Origin of the sequence: Pseudomonas sp. HS6-2 (assembly GCF_049325675.2) — a bacterium.
Classification (GTDB): domain Bacteria; phylum Pseudomonadota; class Gammaproteobacteria; order Pseudomonadales; family Pseudomonadaceae; genus Aquipseudomonas; species Aquipseudomonas putida_N.
This window is the reverse complement of the sequence record NZ_CM143906.1, coordinates 3323426-3343204: the sequence shown is the minus strand read 5'-3', so window position 1 is coordinate 3343204 and position 19779 is coordinate 3323426. Positions and strand designations below refer to the sequence as shown.

The 19779-nt window shown below is 64.1% G+C and carries 17 protein-coding genes and 2 pseudogenes; 4 read left to right on the top strand and 15 right to left on the bottom strand.

Annotation, left to right across the window (positions count from 1 at the left end):
* The first annotated feature begins 60 nt into the window (after positions 1-60).
* Together ACOKS3_RS15495 and ACOKS3_RS15490 are read left to right on the top strand one after the other, a co-directional pair.
* A complete protein-coding gene (locus ACOKS3_RS15495; protein ID WP_422763692.1) occupies positions 61-1830 on the top strand; it encodes an acyl-CoA dehydrogenase C-terminal domain-containing protein in 1770 nt (589 codons plus the stop codon).
* Between the two features lie 100 nt (positions 1831-1930).
* Positions 1931-2431 carry a methylated-DNA--[protein]-cysteine S-methyltransferase gene (locus tag ACOKS3_RS15490; RefSeq protein WP_422763693.1) on the top strand — a complete coding sequence of 167 codons (501 nt, stop codon included), beginning with the start codon at positions 1931-1933 and terminating at the stop codon, positions 2429-2431.
* A gap of 35 nt (positions 2432-2466) precedes the next feature.
* Here the strand turns inward: ACOKS3_RS15490 and ACOKS3_RS15485 are convergent, their stop codons facing one another.
* The 3 genes and pseudogenes from ACOKS3_RS15485 to ACOKS3_RS15475 form a co-directional block, all read right to left on the bottom strand.
* Positions 2467-2709 carry a hypothetical protein gene (locus ACOKS3_RS15485; protein ID WP_103447473.1) on the bottom strand — a complete coding sequence of 81 codons (243 nt, stop codon included), beginning with the start codon at positions 2707-2709 and terminating at the stop codon, positions 2467-2469.
* Positions 2706-3449, bottom strand: coding sequence for a carbon-nitrogen hydrolase family protein (locus tag ACOKS3_RS15480; protein WP_422763694.1), 744 nt, complete (start codon positions 3447-3449; stop codon positions 2706-2708). The genes ACOKS3_RS15485 and ACOKS3_RS15480 overlap by 4 nt, the downstream gene beginning before the upstream one ends.
* 107 nt (positions 3450-3556) lie before the next feature.
* A pseudogene (locus tag ACOKS3_RS15475) lies at positions 3557-3652 on the bottom strand (DUF3016 domain-containing protein); the annotation flags it as partial.
* 74 nt (positions 3653-3726) lie between these two features.
* On the opposite strand from ACOKS3_RS15475, the gene ACOKS3_RS15470 reads away from it, so the two are divergent.
* Entirely contained in the window at positions 3727-4452 is a 726-nt protein-coding gene (locus ACOKS3_RS15470; protein WP_422763695.1) for a metallophosphoesterase, read from the top strand.
* Here ACOKS3_RS15470 and ACOKS3_RS15465 read toward each other — a convergent pair.
* A pseudogene (locus ACOKS3_RS15465) lies at positions 4400-5013 on the bottom strand (LysE family translocator). The gene ACOKS3_RS15470 and the pseudogene ACOKS3_RS15465 overlap by 53 nt on opposite strands.
* A 61-nt stretch (positions 5014-5074) precedes the next feature.
* Complete coding sequence (locus tag ACOKS3_RS15460; protein WP_422763696.1) at positions 5075-5893, bottom strand: helix-turn-helix domain-containing protein; 819 nt, start codon at positions 5891-5893, stop codon at positions 5075-5077.
* A gap of 131 nt (positions 5894-6024) precedes the next feature.
* Here ACOKS3_RS15460 and ACOKS3_RS15455 point away from each other — a divergent pair, with 131 nt between their 5' ends.
* The gene (locus ACOKS3_RS15455; RefSeq protein ID WP_103447468.1) at positions 6025-6648 is read left to right on the top strand and encodes a LysE family translocator; all 624 of its coding nucleotides are present in this window, start codon (positions 6025-6027) and stop codon (positions 6646-6648) included.
* Here the strand turns inward: ACOKS3_RS15455 and ACOKS3_RS15450 are convergent.
* The 10 genes from ACOKS3_RS15450 to ACOKS3_RS15405 all read right to left on the bottom strand — a co-directional run bounded on the left by ACOKS3_RS15450 (position 6645) and on the right by ACOKS3_RS15405 (position 19769).
* Complete coding sequence (locus ACOKS3_RS15450; RefSeq protein WP_422763697.1) at positions 6645-8933, bottom strand: autotransporter family protein; 2289 nt, start codon at positions 8931-8933, stop codon at positions 6645-6647. The two genes, ACOKS3_RS15455 and ACOKS3_RS15450, sit on opposite strands and share 4 nt — an antisense overlap.
* Positions 8934-9066: 133 nt before the next feature.
* Positions 9067-9342 (bottom strand): peptidylprolyl isomerase, encoded by a 276-nt coding sequence (locus tag ACOKS3_RS15445; RefSeq protein WP_008095636.1) that lies wholly within the window; start codon positions 9340-9342, stop codon positions 9067-9069.
* Positions 9343-9378: 36 nt separating this feature from the next.
* Positions 9379-11340, bottom strand: a complete 1962-nt coding sequence (locus ACOKS3_RS15440) for an acetoacetate--CoA ligase (protein ID WP_103447466.1) — start codon at positions 11338-11340, stop codon at positions 9379-9381.
* Between the two features lie 57 nt (positions 11341-11397).
* A complete protein-coding gene (gene eco, locus ACOKS3_RS15435; protein ID WP_054884559.1) occupies positions 11398-11877 on the bottom strand; it encodes a serine protease inhibitor ecotin in 480 nt (159 codons plus the stop codon).
* Between the two features lie 55 nt (positions 11878-11932).
* Entirely contained in the window at positions 11933-12703 is a 771-nt protein-coding gene (gene hbdH / locus ACOKS3_RS15430) for a 3-hydroxybutyrate dehydrogenase (protein WP_103447464.1), read from the bottom strand.
* Positions 12704-12714: 11 nt separating this feature from the next.
* A complete protein-coding gene (locus tag ACOKS3_RS15425; protein WP_422763698.1) occupies positions 12715-14106 on the bottom strand; it encodes a GntP family permease in 1392 nt (463 codons plus the stop codon).
* Between the two features lie 266 nt (positions 14107-14372).
* A complete protein-coding gene (locus tag ACOKS3_RS15420) occupies positions 14373-15755 on the bottom strand; it encodes a sigma-54 interaction domain-containing protein (RefSeq protein ID WP_422763699.1) in 1383 nt (460 codons plus the stop codon).
* 17 nt (positions 15756-15772) lie between these two features.
* Positions 15773-16789 (bottom strand): ABC transporter permease, encoded by a 1017-nt coding sequence (locus tag ACOKS3_RS15415; RefSeq protein ID WP_422763700.1) that lies wholly within the window; start codon positions 16787-16789, stop codon positions 15773-15775.
* On the bottom strand, positions 16789-17847 hold the full coding sequence (locus ACOKS3_RS15410; protein ID WP_103447460.1) for a microcin C ABC transporter permease YejB: 1059 nt from the start codon (positions 17845-17847) through the stop codon (positions 16789-16791). Before ACOKS3_RS15410 ends, ACOKS3_RS15415 begins: the two co-directional genes overlap by 1 nt.
* Positions 17844-19769, bottom strand: coding sequence for an extracellular solute-binding protein (locus ACOKS3_RS15405; RefSeq protein WP_422763701.1), 1926 nt, complete (start codon positions 19767-19769; stop codon positions 17844-17846). Before ACOKS3_RS15405 ends, ACOKS3_RS15410 begins: the two co-directional genes overlap by 4 nt.
* Between the last annotated feature and the right edge of the window lie 10 nt (positions 19770-19779).

Here is a 19779-nt window from a genome sequence, read left to right as displayed (position 1 = left end):
CAGTCAGCTGTGCCCGTGCCGCGTCACGTTCGTCAACCTAAGCAAGCGAGTGTTTGCCTCATGTCTGATTACCTTGCACCACTGCGCGACATGGATTTCCTGTTCAACGAAGTGTTTGATATCCCGGCCTGGTGGGCGCAGACCCCGGCCTTGGTCGAGCAAGTCGACGCCGACACTGCCCGGGCCGTGCTGGAGCAGGCCGGCAAGCTGATTGCCGAGGTGGTGGCGCCGCTAAACCGCAGCGGTGACGAACAGGGTTGCCGCTGGGAAAACGGCCGTGTGATCACCCCCGACGGTTTCGCCGATGCCTACCGGGCGTTCGCCGAAGATGGCTGGGTGGGTGTGGCTGGCGCGCCGGAATATGGCGGCATGGGCATGCCGAAAGTGATCGGCGCCCAGCTTGAAGAGATGCTCAACGCCGCCAACCTGTCGTTCGGCCTGTACCCGATGCTCACTGCAGGCGCCTGCCTGTCCTTGCTCAACCACGCCAGCGAGCCGCTCAAGGCCCGTTACCTGCCACCGATGTATGAAGGCCGCTGGACGGGTTCGATGTGCCTGACCGAGTCGCACTGTGGCACCGACCTGGGCCTGCTGCGCACCCGTGCAGAACCTGCGGCCGATGGCAGCTACCGGGTCAGCGGCACCAAGATTTTCATCACCGGTGGTGGGCAGGACCTGACCGAGAACATCATCCACCTGGTGCTGGCCCGTCTGCCCGATGCACCCGCAGGTGCAAAGGGCATTTCCCTGTTCCTGGTGCCGAAAGTGCTGGTCGACGACAAGGGCGCGTTGGGCGAAGCCAATGCGGTCAGCTGCGGCTCCATCGAGCACAAGATGGGCATCAAGGCCTCGGCCACCTGCGTGATGAACTTCGACGGCGCCATCGGCTACCTGGTCGGCGAGCCGAACAAAGGCCTGAACGCCATGTTCACCATGATGAACTACGAGCGCCTGGGGGTGGGTATCCAGGGCCTGGCCCTGGGCGAGCGCTCCTACCAGAATGCCATTGCCTATGCCCGCGACCGCCAGCAGGGTCGTGCCCCGACCGGCGCCGAGGTGCCTGGGCAAGCTGCCGACCCGATCGTCGTGCACCCGGATGTACGACGTATGCTGCTGACCATGAAGGCCCTGAACGAGGGCGGGCGGGCATTCTCCACCTACGTGGCGTTGCAGCTGGACCTGGCGAAGTACAGCGAGGATGCCGGCGCACGCCGCCTGGCCGAGGCCAAGGTGGCCTTGCTGACTCCGGTGGCCAAGGCCTTCCTCACCGACATGGGCCTGGAAACCACGGTGCATGGCCAGCAGGTGTTCGGCGGCCACGGCTACATCCGTGAATGGGGCCAGGAACAGCTGATTCGCGATTGCCGCATCACCCAGATCTACGAAGGTGCCAACGGCATCCAGGCCCTCGATCTGGTAGGGCGCAAACTGCTGGGCGATGATGGCCAGGCGTATCGCCTGCTGTCGACGGAGATCCGCACGTTCGCCGAGACGCTGACAGCCGAGTTCGGTACGCCGCTGCTGGCGGCGGTGAGCGAACTCGACGCACTGACCGCCTGGGTCCTCGACCGTGGCCAGGGCAACCCCCAGGAGATTGGCGCGGCGTCGGTGGAATACCTGCATGCGTTCGGTTACACGCTCTACGCCTACCTGTGGGCTCGCATGGCCGAAGTCGCACTGAACACGGCGCAACCTGAGCCGTTCCACCAGAGCAAGCTGGCCACCGCGCGGTTCTACTTCGCGCGCCTGCTGCCGCGCACCCACTCGCTGAGTGCCAGCGTCAAGGCGGGTAGCCACAGCCTGTATCTGCTCGATGCCGACCTGCTGTGACAGATGCTGCTCGCGGAATAACCTGCGCAAGAAAGCGGATGCAGCGAGGGGGCGAGCGACGTTAAAGTGCGCTGAAACTGGTTTGCCGTAGGGAACTCAGATGTCCAGCGCCTTTACTTTGATGCCGTCTCCGGTCGGCACCCTGACCCTGGTGGCACGCGGCGAGCGACTCGCCGCCGTGCTGTGGGAGGAGGAGCGTGAGAACCGCGTGCGGCTTGGCGAGTTGCACCGCGATGATCGCCACCCGACGCTGTGCGAAACGGCCCGCCAGCTGGGCGAGTACTTCGCTGGCACGCGCCAACACTTCGAACTGGCACTGGACTTTGCCGGTACTGAGTTTCAGCGCCAGGTGTGGGCGGCCTTGCTGACCATTCCATTTGGTGAGACCCGCAGCTACAGCGACATCGCCCTGCAGATCGGCAACCCAAGTGCCGTGCGGGCAGTGGGGGCAGCCAACGGGCGCAACCCGATCTCGATCATTGCCCCGTGTCACCGGGTTATCGGCGCGTCCGGGAGCTTGACCGGGTTTGCCGGGGGCTTGCCAGCCAAACAGTTTCTGCTGGCATTGGAAGGGCGGCAGAGCCTGGCCCTCGACCTGTGAGAAACCTGTAGCGGCCTGTTCGTGGGAGAGGCTCCTCAGCTGACCCAGCTCACCAGCAGGCAGACGACCAGCGCCAGCACAGACCCTGCCATCAGTGTGTACTGACGCCGTGCACGCTGTGCATGCGGCCTTACCTCGCGCAGGTACTCCCCCGGCGTCGGTGCATCGGGCCGGTGCCGCAAACTCTCGGCAATTTCAGCCAGCTGGCCCTGGATCAGCAGGCTGACCACGTAGTAGGTGACGGCAAAACTGAATAGCGTCGACAGCAGAAACTTCATGCCTCAGGCATATCCAGCGGCAGGCCGAGCGCGATGTTGCTGGCGGTATCCAGCAGGATAAGGCCTTCGGCCTTGTCATCCAGCGCTGCCAGCAGGTTGCCCTGGCTGTCCCAGGCTGCGGAGCCGCCGGCACCGATGAACTTGTCGGCCGGCCCGACGCAGTTGGCCAGCAGCACCGGAATGCCCAGGGTGCGCGCCACCTCCGGGTAATGCTCGTTGCCTTCACGTATGCCTTTGGCGGTCTTGGCCACGCTGACCAGATACAGCTCGGCACCCAGCCCATGGGCCTGGGCGGCATGTTCGATGAACATCGATTCATAGCAGATGGCCGGGGCGATCTGCAGCGTCCCCGATTCGAACACCAGGGGTTGGTCACCACGCGTGAAGAACGGCAGCTCATCGTCATGCAGGCGCTGCTTGGCATATGCCAGGCGCGGCAGGCCTGGGCGCAGGATGGGCATGCCGATGCGAATGCCCTCGGCGGTCGGCAATGGCAGCCCCACGGCCACGCTGATTGCCAGCTGGTCACAAAGCACCTGCAAGGGCTCGAGGCGGGCAGAGGTCACCGGCAGGGCCACCTGGCGCGCCACGGTCGGTTCGTAACCGGTCAACGACAGTTCCGGGAACACCACCAGCTCGGCGCCCAATGCCGCGGCTTGCTCGATGCAGCGCAGATGGCGGGCGAGGTTGCCCGCCAGGTCGCCTTTACGCGACGCCGATTGTATGGCACAGAGTTTCATGGTGTGTTCCTTCCCTGGTACAGGTCGAATGGCCGAGCATACCCCCGACACACTGGCGAAGCCAGTCGTCGAGCATGGCCTTTTCCGCGTACAGGCGGTCACTGCTAGTCGAAACGCACCTCGACCTGCGCAGGCGGGGTGCCTTGTGCCATGCTGTTGAATGACAGCGCCATGAGCACGGCACACACGAGAGCGTTACGCATGATGCGCCTCCGCGGCGGGCTGCGTGTCGCTCCAATTTACGCCGGCCGCCGCGCGCCAGCAGAGGAACATTGTAATGAGCCGGTTTCGGCGGGTAGCCGCCAACAGCAAGGGGCGCGACCTCGCCGTGGGCGATATCCACGGGCATTTTCGGCGGCTTGAGCAGTGCCTGGACGCAGCTGGTTTCGACCCAGTAGTGGACCGGCTGTTCAGCGTCGGCGACCTGGTCGACCGCGGGCCGCACAGTGAAGAGTGCCTGTGGTGGCTGGAGCAGCCCTGGTTCCATGCCGTGCAGGGCAATCACGAGTCGCTGGCGATCACTTGCCTGAAAGGCGGGCGCCTGGACCTGGAAATGTACCGTGCCGCAGGAGGTGGCTGGTTCATCGACATGCCCAGTGACAGGCAGGCAGTCTTTGTCGAACGGTTTCTGCAACTGCCGATTGCCATGGAGGTGCAAACGGATGTCGGCCTGATAGGCTTGCTGCATGCAGACAGCCCGTTCAACGACTGGAATGCCTTGCGCGATAGCTTGCTGTTCGATGACGACTCAGGCGTTCGTGAGGTTTGCCAGTGGTCGCGTCAACGACTGAAGGACGGCAACACCGAGCATGTGGCAGGCCTGCGCGCCTTGTTGGTGGGGCATACGCCGGTGGTGCGGGCCAAGCAGCTGGGCAACGTCTGGCATCTGGATACCGGTGGCTGGGCCAGTGGCCATTTCAGCCTGATGGACCTCGCCAGCCTGCGCCTGGTCATCCCGCCAGCAGATGAATCAACAGCGCCACCGCCAGCACCATCAGCATGACCCCGGATGCCCGTTCCAGCCACGGCAGGGTACGGCGAAACGCCGCAGCAGGCGTTGATTGCCGATGGCCGCGGCCACCAGCAGGTCCCACAGCAGCACGATGCTGAACATCCAGGCGCTGTACAGCCACTTCCAGCCGGCGCTGCTGCTGGCCACCATGCCGGCAAGGCTGGCGTAGAACAGCGCGTTCTTCGGGTTCAGTGCCCCAGATACAAAACCCATGCCCAGGCCGCGCCACCAACCCTTGATCGCGGCTTGCCCGGCAACGGCTGTCAGCTCGCTTTTACCGGCATGACGCACGAACAGCAAGCCGATGTACAACAGGTAACCGGCACCGGCCAGTTGCAGGGTAAGGAACATCGCACTGCCTTCGCGCAGGATGGCCAGGCCGGCAAAGGCCATGGCAATGAACAGGCCATTGGCCAGGGCGATGCCCAGGCAGGCGCCGCTGGCCACACGCCAACCCGCCGATATAGACGTGCGGGCGACCAGGAAAAAGTCCGGCCCCGGTGACAGCAGGGCGAGGAAGTGGGCGAGGGCGACGATCAGGAACTGCTCCATGGTGGGCTTTCTCGGTAGCAAAGCCGCAGTCTGGAGGCTGCCCTGGAGCAGGTATTGAAGATTATTGCGCGTGCCGGTACTGCCCCGGCGTGACCCCGACATGGGCCTTGAACACCCGCTGGAAGTGGCTCTGGTCGGCAAACCCCAGCTGGTACGCAACCTCGGCCAACGCCAGCCCGTCACGCAGCAGTACCCGGCCACGGTTGACCCGCGCGTTAAGCAGATAGGCATGGGGTGTCAGCCCGGTGGCGGCGCGAAACGCCCGGATCAACTGATAGCGGCCAAGGCCCGCCTGCACGGCCAGGCGCTCAAGGCTCAGTTGCGCCAGGTCTTGCGCTTCGATGTGTTCGATCAACTCACGTAAGGTCGGCATCCCCAGCACAGGTGCGGGCGCTGCCAGCGAAACCGGTTGCGCGGAAAAATCGTGATCGCCGAGCAATGCCACGAGCGCCGCTTCCTTCTCACCGATGCTGGCTGTAGAGAAGAGCAGGTCGTTCAAGTTGCAGAATTCTTGGTACAGCGTCGGTTCCCGGCTGATCCGTGCAGGGGCACCGGGCCTTGCCGCTTCGAGCCCTGACTCCAGGCGCAATTGCGCTAGCCAGCTGGCATCCACATGCAGCATCTGATAGCTCCAAGCCTGGCCAGGCTCGGGGTTGCAGGCATGCACTCGCTGCGCCGGCACCAACACCAGGGTGCCCGGTGTCAGGCGCTCCTGCCCGTCGCCGGCTCCGCTGAAGCAGCTGCTACCAGCATCCACTGCGCCGATGGAGAAGGTCGGGTGACTGTGCGCCTTGTAGCAGGCGCGGCTATGGCAGGCGCGGCGGCTTTCCACCCAGGGCAGTGCCGGGTCGCGCCAGAGCTGGGAGCGGGCAGTGGGCATGACAGGGTCCTCGGTCAGCTGGGCAGCTTAGCAGCGCCGGGCGAGCGACCGTACAGTTTTTGCCGTTGGCTGTACCTTGACCCGGCCCCTGCACGGCATCGACAGTAGCGGCTGATTGCCTGGAGAACAAAATGGACCTGTCGAGCCTGTTGCTATTCATCCCCGCCTGCTTCGCCCTGAACATGGCACCGGGGCCGAACAACCTGTTGTCGCTGCACAATGCCAGCCGCTACGGCCTGCGCACTGCCTGCGTGGCCGGCGGCGGGCGAATTCTCGCCTTCAGCGGCATGATCGCCCTCGCCGCCATGGGCCTGGCGGTGGTGCTGCACACCAGCGAGTACCTGTTCCTGGCGATCAAGGTGGTGGGCGCGGCGTACCTGTTCTACATCGCCTGGCAGCTGTGGCGCGCCCCGGTCGGCGAAGCCGTGGTGGCCAGTGATCACCCGCGCGGCACGTGGCGCCTGGCACGCCAGGAATTCTGGGTGGCGGCGGGCAACCCGAAAGCCATCCTGATCTTCACCGCCTTCCTGCCGCAGTTTGTTTCGGTTGGCAGCGCCACGCCGGTGAGCGAGCAGTTCCTATGGCTTGGCGTGCTGTTCTTGCTGCTGGAGTGGGCGGCGATCGCCATCTATTCAGGCCTGGGTGCCTACATGCAACGCTGGTTCAGCCAGCCCGGGCCACGCCGGCTGTTCAACCGGGTCAGCGCCTCGCTGCTTGGTTGCGCCGGCCTCGGCCTGCTGGCGGCGCGGCGCTAGAACTGCCAGCGCACGCCCAGGTTCACGCTGCTGGCTTCCTGCTGGCGGCTGTCGAGGTTGCGTGAGTACTGCACGCCGCCGTGCAGGCTCAGCGCCTCGCTAACCTGGGCGACCAGGCCGGTTTCGAGCTGTAGCGAGGTGTAGCGGTAGTCGGTCTTGATCTTGTCCACGCCATCGAAGGTCAGGGTGTCCCGGCCGCCGTCGCCGTGCCACAGGTTCAGTTGCGCATAGGGTTGCAGCAGGCGCCCGCTGCTTGCTTTGTAGGCGCCTTCGAGGCGCACGCCGAGCCGACCGGTCAGCTCGACCTGGGCGTCATGGCTGACGTGCGAGACGCTGTCGTTGGCGCTGTCCAGCGAGACTTTCTGGGCGATCAGCTGGGCTTGTGGCTCCAGGATCCAGCGCTCGGAGAGGCTGATCGGGTAGCCGGACTCCAGCGACGCAGTCCAGGCGTGGCCGTCGATGTTCAGCTTGTCGCCCCGGTCGGAGCGGGCTCGGCCATCGAGTTTGGTGTACTGCAGCACGCTGTCGAGGTACCAGCCTTGTGGACCCACCAGCGTCCAGTAGCCGCCGACACTGTCGCCATCGAGCTTGAGGTCACCCACGCTGCGATCCTCCACGGCCAGGGCAAAGCCTTTGACGTCGGCGTCCAACCGGCTATGGCTGACGTACAGGCCCAGATGCTGGCGATAGCCGTCATCGCTGACCATGGCGTACAGGTCCTGACCCACCTTGAAACCAAACAGGTCGCCGTCCAGGCTCGGGCTGACGGTGCCGCTCCATTGCTGGCGCAGCGCGCCGCCATAGGCCTGGCCCCAGCTGGCGGGGAGGGCGCCCCCGCCCTGCAGCAATTGCTGGTCACCTTGGCGCTGATGGAACGTGCCCAAAGCCTGGCGGGCTATGATGGCGGCGCCTCTAGGGGCAGCAGCATAGACCGGCACTTCCGGGCGATACAGCGGCAGGCTTTCACCTTGCACGGGCGCTGGCAGGTCGGGCTGACCGGGTGCTGGCGCCGCGACAGGCGGGGTGACGGCCGGAGCGGGCAGCGCGACCAGCGTCGAGCGCAGGTACCAGCTGTTTTCGCTGCCCGCAGTCATCCCACCTTTAAACAGTCGGTAGTCGTAAGCGCCGACCGATAGCGTCTGAGTCTGGACAAAAGCTGTGGCGGTGCTGGTGGCGCCATTGCGCGCTTCGACGACCTGGATACCATTCTGGTTGGTGGCGGCACCCGCGCCACCTAAATTGTTCACCTCCAGGCGCGTGCTGCCGCTGATGCTGCCCTGGCTGACCACCAGCCGGTCGGATGCTGCGTCATCGCCCGCGAGTATGCTGTTTACGCGCAGCAGTCCGTTCTCCCCAACGTAGTTGCCGTTCACCGTCAATCTGCCCTGTGCATCATTGCCGCTGCTGAGGTCAATGGTGCCAGCATTGTTTAGCGTCGCATCTTGCCCTTGGCTGATGGGCATGATGATCCCGTGGCGGGAAACCAGTGTGCTGCTGTCGTCAATGAGCAGGGCGCCTGTGCCGCTACCAGGTTGCTCAACGGTGCCGTCGCCAAGGGTCAACGTGTCGTCGAGCGTGAGGCGGCTGTTTTCGAACAGGCCGATTGCTTCCCAGTTCACATACCGGGCCCCGCCATTGATCTGGCTGTTCTCGAATACCAGGCTGTCGTTGCCGCGGCCGCCGTCCAGTTCAGTGACCAGCGTGCTGGGGTCGAGGCCAACGATGCTTGCATGGTCATCACCTTGGCCCATATCGACCTTGCCGCCTATGCGGCCACCCGTCCAGGTGAAGAGGTCGTCACCTGCGCTGGCCAGTACATTGCCCTTCAACAGACCGCCGCTGATGGTGATGTCGTCGGTACCGCCGCTGGTGCTGATGTTACCGCCGATGGTGCCGCCACGAAGGATGATGGTGTCGTTGCCGAAACCGCTGACCAGGTTGCCATCGATCAAGGTTTCGACACCAAGGTCCTGGGACATGGCGAAGTAGTTGTCGGCCAGCTTGAGGTCGACACGGCCAATTCGTCCGCCAGCGAAGATTGCACGGTCGCCGTCCTCGAATGCGCCGACGATTCGCCCGCCGGACATGTAGAACGTGTCGTAGCCTTGCCCTTGGTTGAGTGACCGAATCGTTCCGCCGGTCATTCTGAAATCATCAATGGCCGGGGTCTGTACGACGGCGCCAAGGTTGTCGCCAGGCGAAACCAGCAAGGTTTGCGCGTTAACGATCAGCGGCAGGGTGAGGAGGGGAAAGGCAGCAGGCAGCAGCAGGCGAGGGCAAGGCATCGGCAGGTCTCCGTGTCCATTGAGGGACCACTACCTTGAGCGGCATTTCATATGCCGCTTCGGCCCTGCCGGAGTTGTATGTCAATGCATTGACACGGGCCAACTGGCAAAAATGCCAGGTGGCCCGTGGCTATCAATCGCGATAGAAGGTTTGCACCAGGTGGTAGCCGAACTTGCTCTTGATCGGCCCGTGCACCACGCGCAGGGGCTTCTTGAAGATCACTTGATCGATCGCGCCCACCAGCTGGCCCGGGCGTACTTCGCCCAGGTCACCGCCGCGCTTGCCCGACGGGCAGGTGGAGAACTTCTTCGCCAGCACGTCGAAGGCCTCGCCGTTGGCGATGCGCTGCTTGAGCTTTTCGGCTTCGTCAGCAGTCTTGACCAGGATATGGCGGGCTTGAGCTTTCATGGGTACACCTGTGCTTCGGGGCAAAAAAGGGCGCCATTATGCCTGATCGCGCAGCTCCGTGCGGTCACGAAACTGCTCCAGTGCCTGCGGGTTCGCCAGGGCGTCGGTATTTTTCACCGGTAGCCCATGCACCACGTTGCGGATGGCCAGTTCCACCAGTTTGCCGCTGATGGTGCGTGGGATGTCGGTTACCTGGGCAATGACCGCTGGCACATGGCGCGGCGTGGTGTACTGTCGGATCACCTGGCGAATGCGCTGGCGCAGGGCGTCGTCGAGTTGCAGGCCATCGCGCAGGCGCACGAACAGCACCACGCGCACATCGCCGTGCCAGTCCTGGCCGATCGCCACGCTTTCCAGCACCTCTTCGACCTTTTCCACCTGGCGATAGATCTCTGCCGTGCCGATGCGCACGCCGCCGGGGTTGAGTACGGCGTCGGAGCGGCCATGGATCAGCAGGCCGCCGCTGCTGCTGCGCTGTTCGGCGTAGTCGCCCTGCGCCCAGACCCCGGGGAACCGGCTGAAATACGCGTCATGGTAGCGGCTGCCGTCGCTGTCGCTCCAGAAGCCCATCGGCATCGACGGGAAGTTGCGGGTGCAGACCAACTCGCCTTTTTCGTCGAGCACTGGCTGGCCCTGTTCGTTCCACACTTCCACGGCCATGCCCAGGCCCTTACAGGCCATTTCGCCGCGGCGCACCGGTAGCGTCGGGTTGCCGAGCACGAAACACGAAACGATATCGGTACCGCCGGACATCGACGCCAGGCACAGGTCAGCCTTGATCTTGCCGTACACGTAGTCGTAGCTGTGCGGCGACAATGGTGAACCGGTGGAGAGGATCAACCGCAGGCTGTCGAGGCGATGGCTGCGGGCCGGTTCCAGACCTTCCTGCTCCAGCGCGGCCAGGTACTTGGCACTGGTGCCGAAGGCCTGGATGCGTTCGGCGTCGATCAGGTCAAGCAGGCGCTCGGGGCCAGGGTGGAAGGGGGAGCCGTCATACAACACCAGGGTGGCGCCGACGGCCAGGCCGCTGACCAGCCAGTTCCACATCATCCAGCCACAGGTGGTGTAGTAGAACAGCACATCGTCGGCCTTCAGGTCGTTGTGCAGGCCATGTTCCTTGAGGTGCTGCAGCAGCAGGCCGCCGGCACGGTGGACGATACACTTGGGCACACCCGTGGTGCCGCTGGAATAGAGAATGTACAGCGGGTGGTCGAACGGCAGCGAGGCAAACTCAGGTTCGCCGCCGGGCTGGTAGAAGTCATCCCACAGGCTGACCTTGGCGGCGGTGAATTCACACGCTTGGGTGTGGGGGCGGGTATAGGGCACCACGATCAACTGCTGCAGCCTCGGCAACTGGGCGCAGACCTGGTTGATCTTGTCGACCTGGTCGATCGACTTGCCGGCGTACTTATAACCGGCGCAGACTAGCAGCAGTTTCGGTTCGATCTGGCCGAACCGATCGATGATGCCGTGCAGCCCGAACTCCGGCGAAGACGTCGACCAGACCGCACCCAGACTGCTGCAGGCGAGCATTGCCACCAAGGTTTGCCAGGTATTGGGCATGACTGCCGCGATGCGGTCACCGGGCACGATGCCAGCTGCCTTGAACGCTTTCTGCAGGCCCGCAACTTCAGCGGCCAGTTGGGCATGGGTGAAGACCGTGCGCTGGCCATCTTCGCGCACGGAAACCATCGCAGGCCGGTCGTCACGACGGCGCAGCAGGTGTTCGGCGAAATTCAGGGTTGCCCCACTGAACCAGCGGGCGTCAGGCATCTGCGCGCCTTCGCTGAGGATCTGGTTGGCAGGGGTATGCCAGGCCACATGAAAATAGTCGGCAAGGGTTTGCCAGAAGACCGGACGCTGCTCGATGCTCCAGCGGTGCAAGGCCGCGTAGTCATTGAGCTGCAAGTTGTAGCGCAAGTTCACCCGGCGGCGGAAGGCATCCATCCGGCTGGCTTCGATCTGCGCCGTGGAGGGGCGCCAGAGCACATCGTTCATGCCGAACCTCCAGAGACTGCTTGGGGTTGAGGGCCCGTGAAGGGCCCTCGGGGTGACTTATTCCACTTTAGCCTTTTGCACCTCTTCCGATGCCGACCACACGCGATAACGCACTTCGACACCCTTGGGCACATACACCACGACAGGCAGTTTGCTGTTGTAGCGCAGCATGAAGCCTTCACCGACCACCGGCACGAAGGCCTGGGTCTTCTTGCCATCCGGGCAGGCCATCAGGGTGCTGGCTGGCCCACCGACCTTGTCCAGGCGGTAGTAGCTGTAGCCCCAGCCTTCGAGGGTGTGTTCTTCCAGGCTGCCGGCCAGGCGCTGGCGGTTGCAGTCCACTTCCAGCGTCTTGCCGGCCAGGATTTCCAGCTTGTGGGCCGATTCATCGGTTTGCGCCGGCAGGTGGATGACCTGCCGGGTGAAGCCTTTTTCCGCCTCGGGATAGGGCGCGACGTCCTTGAGGCTGGCGGCCATCGCCGGAGCGGCGGCGGCCAGAGTCAGGGCAAAGATCGCGGTCATTGGGGTTGGGCGCATAGGGCCTCCTTGCAGGTAAACGAGTGCAAAACCGTTGCCAGGCCCAGGCCGCCCGTCACTGGGCCAACCAGCCACCATCGACGTTCCAGGCGGCACCGCGAACCTGGCTACCGGCCTCGCTGCACAGGAATAGTACCAGCTCACCGAGGTGTTCGGGGGTGACGAAGGCCAGCGAAGGTTGCTTCTCGGCCAGCAGATCGTGCTGCGCTTGCTGCGGATCGACGCCGTTGGCAGCACGATCGTCGATTTGCTTCTGAACCAGCGGGGTCAGCACCCACCCTGGGCAGATGGCGTTGCAGGTGACGTTGCTGGTGGCGGTTTCCAGCCCCACCACCTTGGTCAACCCGACCACGCCATGCTTGGCCGCCACATAGGCCGCCTTGCCGGTGGAGCCGACCAGACCGTGCACCGAAGCGATATTGATGATCCGCCCCCAGTTGCGCGCGCGCATGCCGGGCAGGGCCAGGCGGGTCCCGTGGAACACGGCCGAGAGGTTGAGGGCGATGATCTTGTCCCAGCTTTCCAGCGGGAACTGCTCCACCGGCGCCACGTGCTGGATGCCGGCGTTGCTGACCAGGATGTCGACGCCGCCGAACTCGCGCTCAGCCATCGCGAACAGCGCTTCGATCTGCGCCACATCGGACAGGTCCGCCGGGTGGTGGGCAACCTTGACGCCTTGGCCGGCGACCGCTGCCAATGCCGGCGACGGGTCGCCGAAACCGTTGAGCACAATGTTCGCGCCAGCCCGGGCCAGTACCTGGGCGATGCCCAGACCGATGCCGCTAGTGGAGCCAGTGACGAGTGCCGTCTTGCCTTTCAAAGTCATGTAAATACTCCTTAGACGATGCCGGTGGCGTAGAACGTGGCAATGACCACGAATACCGCCAGGGTCTTGATCAGGGTAATACCGAAAATGTCCTTGTAGGCTTCGCGGTGGGTCAGCCCGGTCACGGCCAACAAGGTGATCACCGCGCCGTTGTGTGGCAGGGTGTCCATGCCGCCACTGGCCATCGCGGCCACCCGGTGCAGCACTTCGAGGGGAATGTTGGCGGCATGGGCCGCAGCAATGAAGCTGTCGCTCATGGCCGCCAGGGCGATGCTCATGCCACCCGAGGCGGAGCCGGTGATGCCGGCCAGCAAGGTCACGGTGATCGCTTCGTTGACCAGCGGGTTAGGAATCCCGCGCAGCGCATCGGCCAGCACCAGAAAGCCCGGCAGCGAAGCGATGACGGCACCAAAGCCATACTCGGAGGCGGTGTTCATGGCCGCCAGCAAGGCGCCACCGACTGCACTCTTGGTGCCCTCGGCCAGGCGCTCGCGAATCACCCCGAAGGCACATACCAGCACCATCAGGATGCCCACCAGCAGGGCAGCCTGCACCGCCCAGATTGCCGTGAGCTTGGCCACGTCGCTGTTGACCGGTGCGCTCATGCCCGGCAACTGCAGGGTGTGGCTGGGGCCGTACCACTGCGGGATCCAGTGGGTGAACAGCAGGTTCATCACCCCCACCAGTACCAGCGGCGACAGCGCCAGCCAGGGGTTGGGCAGGGCAAGGTCGGTGGCGGTTTCAGGTTCGTTGCGCAGGTTGCTGCCGTAGCCTTCACCCGCGCACTGGGCCTTGTTGCGCTGGCGCTGCAGGTAGAGCATGCCGCTGCAAAACACGAACAGCGTGCCGATCAGCCCCAGCCATGGCGCAGCCCAGGCGGTGGTGTTGAAGAAGGTGCTGGGGATGATGTTCTGGATCTGCGGGGTGCCGGGCAGGGCATCCATGGTGAACGAGAACGCGCCCAGGGCGATGGTCGCCGGGATCAGGCGCTTGGGGATGTCGCTCTGGCGGAACATTTCGGCGGCGAACGGATACACCGCGAACACCACCACGAACAGCGATACGCCGCCATAGGTGAGCAGGGCACAGACCAGCACGATCACCAGCATCGCCTGGCGAGTGCCAAGCAGGCGGATAGCGGCGGCGACGATCGAGCGCGAGAAGCCGGACAGCTCGATGAGCTTGCCGAACACGGCGCCGAGCAGGAACACCGGGAAGTACAGCTTGATGAAACCGACCATCTTCTCCATGAACACCCCGGTGAACGCGGGGGCTACGGCGGCCGGGTCGGTAAGCAGGACGGCGCCGAGGGCGGCGATGGGGGCGAAGAGAATCACGCTGTAACCGCGATAGGCGGCCAGCATCAGCAGGGCCAGAGCGGCGAGGGCGATGAGCACGGTCATCGGGATGGATCTCCTGGGTGAGTCTTGTTGTTATGGGTGGCCGGGAGATAGCGGGAATCGTGCCAATTTCTTAACTATATGAACTTAAAGGAATTTTTTGTTTTGTTTAATGGCTGTGTCTCCATTTTGAGATTGCAGGGGCCGCTGTGCGACCATCGCGGATGGATGCGCTCCTACCGGAGACCGCGTACCCCTGTAAGAGCGCGTTTATCCGCGTTCGAGAGCAGCCCTCGCGGCAATCTCAAAAATGAAACAAAAGTCTCCATTCAGAGACCGAGCGCTACCATCTTCTTGTACAAAGTCGAGCGCCCCAACCCCAGCGCCTTGGCAGCCTCGGGCACATTTCCCGCATGCTCGGCCAACGCCCCGGCAAGTAGCCTGCGCTCAAACTGTTCACACGCCTCACGATAGCTCATCCGTTGTTCCTGATCCGCGACCGGGCTCAGCGGCCCCAGTGCCGCCGTAAGGTCGGCGACACCAAGGCGCGGTTGGTCGGCCAGCAACGTCGCCCGCTCCAACACGTTGCGCAGCTCACGAATATTCCCCGGCCACCCATGCCGCGCCAGCAATGCCTGGGCGTCCTGCTCCAGCTCGTACTGGCTGCCCAGCTCGGCCAGGATTGCTTCGCACAGCGCCGGCAAGTCTTCGACGCGCTCGCGCAGCGGCGGCACTTCAATCGGCAGCACATTCAACCGGTAGTAAAGGTCGGCACGAAATGCCCCACGGGCCATGGCCGCCTGCAGATCGATGGAGGTGGCGGCAATGATGCGCACATCGCTGCGCAGCATCTGGTTCGAGCCAACCGGTTCGTACTCCTTTTCCTGCAGTACGCGTAGCAGCTTGCTCTGTAGAGCCAGCGGCATGTCACCAATCTCGTCGAGGAACAGCGTGCCACCCTCGGCCAGTTGCAGCTTGCCGCTGCGGCCCTTGCGGTCGGCGCCGGTAAAGGCACCGGGTGCGGTGCCGAAAAACTCGGCTTCCAGCAGGGTTTCGGGGATTGCCGCACTGTTGATGCTGACAAAGGCCTTGTGCGCCCGCGCCGAAGCCGCATGAATGGCATGGGCCAACAACTCTTTGCCAGTGCCGGTCTCTCCCAGCAGCAGCACCGGCGAATCGCTGCCCGCACCGCGCCTTGCGCGCCGCTTGGCTTCGAGGCTGGCCGGGCTGCTGCCGACGAACTGGGCGAAGCTGTACTTGGCCTGGCGTGCGCGCAATTGCGAGCGGGTGCTGGCCAGTTCCTGTTGCATGCTCGCATAGCGCTTGAGCAAGGGCGACAGGCTGCGCAGCTCTTCGAACAGGGCGAAGCCGATGGCCCCGATCAGGGCGCCCTGGGCATCGTGAATCGGCAGGCGCATCACCACCAGCGGCTCGTTGGGGGTATCGAGCATGTCCAGCAGGATCGGCCGGCCATCGCTCACTACCTGGCGCATCAGGCTGCCCGGAATGACCGCCTCGCACGGCTGGCCGATCGCGCTGGCTGCGTCGGCCAGGCCGAAGCGCCGGGCGTAGCGCTCGTTCATCCAGACGATGCGTGCATCACGGCCGACGATCACCGTGCCTTCGCTGGATTGCTCGATGATCTCGAACAGCGAGCGGATCGCCAGTTGCCGTACCTGGGGGTAGTCCTTGAGGCTGTCTCTGTCATGCATGGTTAAAATCCTGAAACCTATCGTCTGGGGTCGAACGCCTCACGCAAGGCATCGCCGATAAACACCAGCAGCGACAAGATCACCGCCAGGGCAAAGAACGCGGTAAAACCCAACCACGGCGCTTCCAGGTGCTGCTTGCCCTGAGTCACCAGCTCACCCAGTGAAGCGCTGCCGGCGGGCATGCCGAAGCCGAGGAAATCCAGCGCCGTCAGCGTGGTGATGGCCCCGGTGAGCATGAAGGGTACATAGGTAAAGGTCGCGTTCATCGCATTAGGCAGCACATGGCGCAGCATCACCAGGGTGTCTGACAACCCCAAGGCACGCGCCGCCTTCACGTATTCGAGGTTGCGCCCACGCAGAAATTCGGCGCGCACCACATCGACCAGGGCCAGCCACGAAAACAGCGCCATGATGCCCAGCAACCACCAGAAATCCGGCTCGACAAAGCCACTGAGGATGATCAGCAGGTACAGCACCGGCAGCCCCGACCATACCTCCAGCAAGCGCTGCCCGAACAGGTCCACCCAGCCGCCGTAATAGCCTTGCAGCGCGCCGGCGCCGACGCCGATGAGCACGCTGATCACCGTCAGGGCAAAGGCGAACAACAGCGAGGTGCGCGTGCCATAAAGCACCCGCGCCAGCACGTCGCGGCCTTGGTCGTCGGTTCCCAGCCAGTTGCTCGCGCTCGGCGGGCTGGGGGTGGGCACCAGCAGGTCGTAGTTGGGTGTGTCGGCGCTGAACGGGATGGGGGCGAACAGCATCCAGCCGCCCTGGCCCTCGATCAGCTGGCGCACATAGGCACTGCGGTAGTCCGGCTGGAACGGCAGCTGGCCGCCAAACTGCTGCTCGCTGTAGCGCTTGAGCGCCGGCATGTACAAATCGCCTTTGTAGCTCAGCAGCAGCGGCTTGTCGTTGGCCATTAGCTCGGCGCACAGGCTCAGCGCCAGCAGGCCGGCGAACAGCCACAGCGACACCCAGCCGAGGCGGTTGCGACGAAAACGCTGCAGGCGACGACGCGAAACCGGCGACAGCATCAGTGCGCCCTCGTGTCGAAGTCGATGCGCGGGTCGAGCACGGTGAAGGCCAGGTCGCCAATCAGGCGGAACAGCAGGCCGGCCAGGGTGAAGATGAACAGCGTGCCGAACACCACCGGATAGTCGCGTGACACCGCTGCTTCGTAGCTCATGCGACCAAGGCCGTCGAGAGAGAAGATCACCTCGATCAGCAACGAGCCGGCGAAGAACACTGTGATCAGCGCCTGGGGCAGGCCGGCCAGCACCAGCAGCATGGCGTTGCGCAACACATGCCCATAAAGCACGCGGCGTTCGCTCAGGCCTTTGGCGCGGGCAGTGACCACGTATTGGCGGGAGATTTCATCGAGAAAGGCGTTTTTGGTCAGCAGAGTAAGGGTGGCGAAGCCACCGATCACCAGTGCGCCGACTGGCAACACCAGATGCCAGAAGTAATCGGTGACCTTGCCCAGCAGGCTGAGCTGGTCGAAGTCATCCGATACCAGGCCACGAACCGGGAACCAGTTCAGCGAGGTGCCGCCCGCGAACAGCACGATCAGCAGCAGCGCGAACAGGAACGAGGGCAGGGCATAGCCGACCACGATCAGCGCGCTGCTCCAGGTATCGAAGCGGCTGCCATGGCGTACTGCCTTGCGGATACCCAGCGGGATCGACACCAGGTAGGTGATCAGCGTGGCCCAGAAGCCCAGTGACAGGGTCACCGGCAGCTTGTCGAGGATCAGGTCGGTGACCTTGGCGCCGCGGAAGAAGCTCTGGCCGAAGTCCAGCCGGGCGTACTGGCCGAGCATCAGCCACAGGCGTTCCGAGGCGGTCTTGTCGAAACCGTACTGGCGCTTGATCTCCTCGATCAGCTTTGGGTCCAGGCCGCGGGTGGCTCGGGACTCGCCGTGTACCACTTCGGCCCGGGAGCCGGGCGCACCGCCGCCCAGGCCCTGCAGCCGCGCTACCGCCTGCTCGACCGGGCCACCGGGGGCGGCCTGGACGATGGCGAAGTTGACCAGCAGGATCGCCAGCAAGGTCGGGATGATCAGCAGCAGGCGCCGCAAGATGTAGCTGGTCATGGCTGGGCCTTCTGCCGTTCGGCCATCTGCGCGTTGGTCAGTGCGGTCGGGCTGATTTCCCACCAGCTGTCCAGGCCTTCGTCATAGGCGGGCTGGATTTTCGGCAGGCCGAAGCGGTTCCACCACACTGTCGAGCTGCCGGGCGGGTAATAGTTGGGGATCCAGTAGTAGTTCCATTGCAGCACCCGGTCCAGGGCATGGGCGTGGTGCAGCATGTCGGCCTGGGTATCGGCGCGCACCAGGCCGTCGATCAGCTGGTCCACCACCGGGTCCTTGAGCACCATCAGGTTGTTCGAGCCCGGGTCGTTGGCGGCGGCCGAGCCGAAGTAGTTGTACAGCTCGGCGCCTGGCGAGAGGGTCACCGAATAGCCGGTGACGATCATGTCGTAGTCGCGGGCCATCAACCGGTTCACGTACTGCGCCGAATCGACGTTGCGAATGTTCAGGCTGATACCTATCTGTGCCAGGTTGCGCTTCCACGGCAGCAGCAGGCGTTCCATGCCGGACTGGCCGTTGAGGAAGGTGAATTCCAGCGGCTCGCCCTGGGCGTTGACCAGGCGATCACCGTCGGGGTGCCAGCCGGCCTGTTGTAACAAGGCCAGCGCCTGCAGTTGTTGCGGGCGAATGATCCCCGAGCCGTCGGTGACCGGCGCCGTGAACACCTGGTTGAAGACTTCGTCCGGCACCCGGCCGCGCAGCGGTTCGAGCAGTTTGAGCTCGCCCGCATCCGGCAGTTCGCGGGCCGCCAGCGGGGTATTGGAGAACACGCTCTGCTGGCGGATGTACATGTTGCGCATCATCTGCCGGTTGCTCCACTCGAAGTCCCAGAGCATGGCCAGTGCCTGGCGCACACGGCGGTCCTTGAATTGGGGCTTGTCGAGGTTGAACACGAAGCCCTGGGCCGCCTGAGGCTTGGCCGGCCCCAGATGGGCCCGTTGCAGGCGGCCATCGTCCAGCTGCGCGCCGTTGTAGCCCAGGGTGTAGGCGGTGGCGGAAAACTCGCGGTTGTAGTCGTAGCCACCGCCCTTGAGCACCTGGCGTGCCACTTCGGTATCGCCGAAATACTCGATGCGGATGTGTTCGAAATTGTAGCGCCCGCGATTGACCGGCAAGTCCTTGGCCCACCAGTTCGGGTCGCGTTCGAAGGTGATGCTGCGGCCGTTGTCGATGCGCCCGATTCTGTAAGGGCCGCTGCCGACCGGCTTGTCGAAACCGGCGCCGTTGGCAAAATCGCGGTTGGCCCAATCGTGCTCGGGCAGCACCGGCAGGCTGGCCAGGTCCAGGGCCAGGGTGCGGCCGTGGGGCTGCTTGAAGTCGAAGCGCACCTGCAGCGGGCCTTCGACCGTGACCCCGGCGACTTCGGCGAACTGGGTGCGGTACTTGAGGCTGCCTTCGGTCATGAGTTTATTGAAGCTGAAGCGCACATCTTCGGCGCGCACCGGCTTGCCATCGGCGAACGTCGCCTTGGGCTCAATCTCGAAGCGCAGCCAGGCGTCGTCCGGGCCACGTTCCATGCGCCGGGCGATCAGGCCGTAAACGGTATAGGGTTCGTCGAACGAGCGTTGCGCCAGGGGCGCATACAGCCAGCCATCGACCTCGCTGACGCCGATGCCTTTGTCGATGTAGGGCAGGATATGGTCGAACTGGCCGATCTCGATGGCTGAGCGGCGCATCAGGCCACGCTTGGGAGCGTCGGGGTTGGCGTATTCGAAGTGGCGGAAGGTTTCGCTGTAGCGGGGGGCTTCGCCGTAGACGGTCAAAGCGTGGGTGGGCGCAGCTTGGGCCATCCAGCCCATACACAAAAGCACGACCCCAAAAATGGCTTGTGGGAACGGCTTTACCCGCGAAGAGGCGCGAGCCGGCAATGTAGTTGCCTGGGCTGGCCTATTCGCGGGTAAACCCGCTCCCACAGGGATAGTCATCGGATTCGAT

Coding starts and splice junctions, on each gene's coding strand:
- ACOKS3_RS15415 (WP_422763700.1), bottom strand. CDS start 16,789: ATGCTGTCGCCGGTTTCGCGTCGTCGCCTGCAGCGTTTTCGTCGCAAC.
- ACOKS3_RS15440 (WP_103447466.1), bottom strand. CDS start 11,340: ATGAACGATGTGCTCTGGCGCCCCTCCACGGCGCAGATCGAAGCCAGC.
- ACOKS3_RS15455 (WP_103447468.1), top strand. CDS start 6,025: ATGGACCTGTCGAGCCTGTTGCTATTCATCCCCGCCTGCTTCGCCCTG.
- hbdH (WP_103447464.1), bottom strand. CDS start 12,703: ATGACTTTGAAAGGCAAGACGGCACTCGTCACTGGCTCCACTAGCGGC.
- ACOKS3_RS15445 (WP_008095636.1), bottom strand. CDS start 9,342: ATGAAAGCTCAAGCCCGCCATATCCTGGTCAAGACTGCTGACGAAGCC.
- ACOKS3_RS15460 (WP_422763696.1), bottom strand. CDS start 5,893: ATGCCCACTGCCCGCTCCCAGCTCTGGCGCGACCCGGCACTGCCCTGG.
- ACOKS3_RS15495 (WP_422763692.1), top strand. CDS start 61: ATGTCTGATTACCTTGCACCACTGCGCGACATGGATTTCCTGTTCAAC.
- ACOKS3_RS15425 (WP_422763698.1), bottom strand. CDS start 14,106: ATGACCGTGCTCATCGCCCTCGCCGCTCTGGCCCTGCTGATGCTGGCC.
- ACOKS3_RS15490 (WP_422763693.1), top strand. CDS start 1,931: ATGTCCAGCGCCTTTACTTTGATGCCGTCTCCGGTCGGCACCCTGACC.
- eco (WP_054884559.1), bottom strand. CDS start 11,877: ATGCGCCCAACCCCAATGACCGCGATCTTTGCCCTGACTCTGGCCGCC.
- ACOKS3_RS15480 (WP_422763694.1), bottom strand. CDS start 3,449: ATGAAACTCTGTGCCATACAATCGGCGTCGCGTAAAGGCGACCTGGCG.
- ACOKS3_RS15420 (WP_422763699.1), bottom strand. CDS start 15,755: ATGCATGACAGAGACAGCCTCAAGGACTACCCCCAGGTACGGCAACTG.
- ACOKS3_RS15470 (WP_422763695.1), top strand. CDS start 3,727: ATGAGCCGGTTTCGGCGGGTAGCCGCCAACAGCAAGGGGCGCGACCTC.
- ACOKS3_RS15405 (WP_422763701.1), bottom strand. CDS start 19,769: ATGACTATCCCTGTGGGAGCGGGTTTACCCGCGAATAGGCCAGCCCAG.
- ACOKS3_RS15485 (WP_103447473.1), bottom strand. CDS start 2,709: ATGAAGTTTCTGCTGTCGACGCTATTCAGTTTTGCCGTCACCTACTAC.
- ACOKS3_RS15450 (WP_422763697.1), bottom strand. CDS start 8,933: ATGCCTTGCCCTCGCCTGCTGCTGCCTGCTGCCTTTCCCCTCCTCACC.
- ACOKS3_RS15410 (WP_103447460.1), bottom strand. CDS start 17,847: ATGACCAGCTACATCTTGCGGCGCCTGCTGCTGATCATCCCGACCTTG.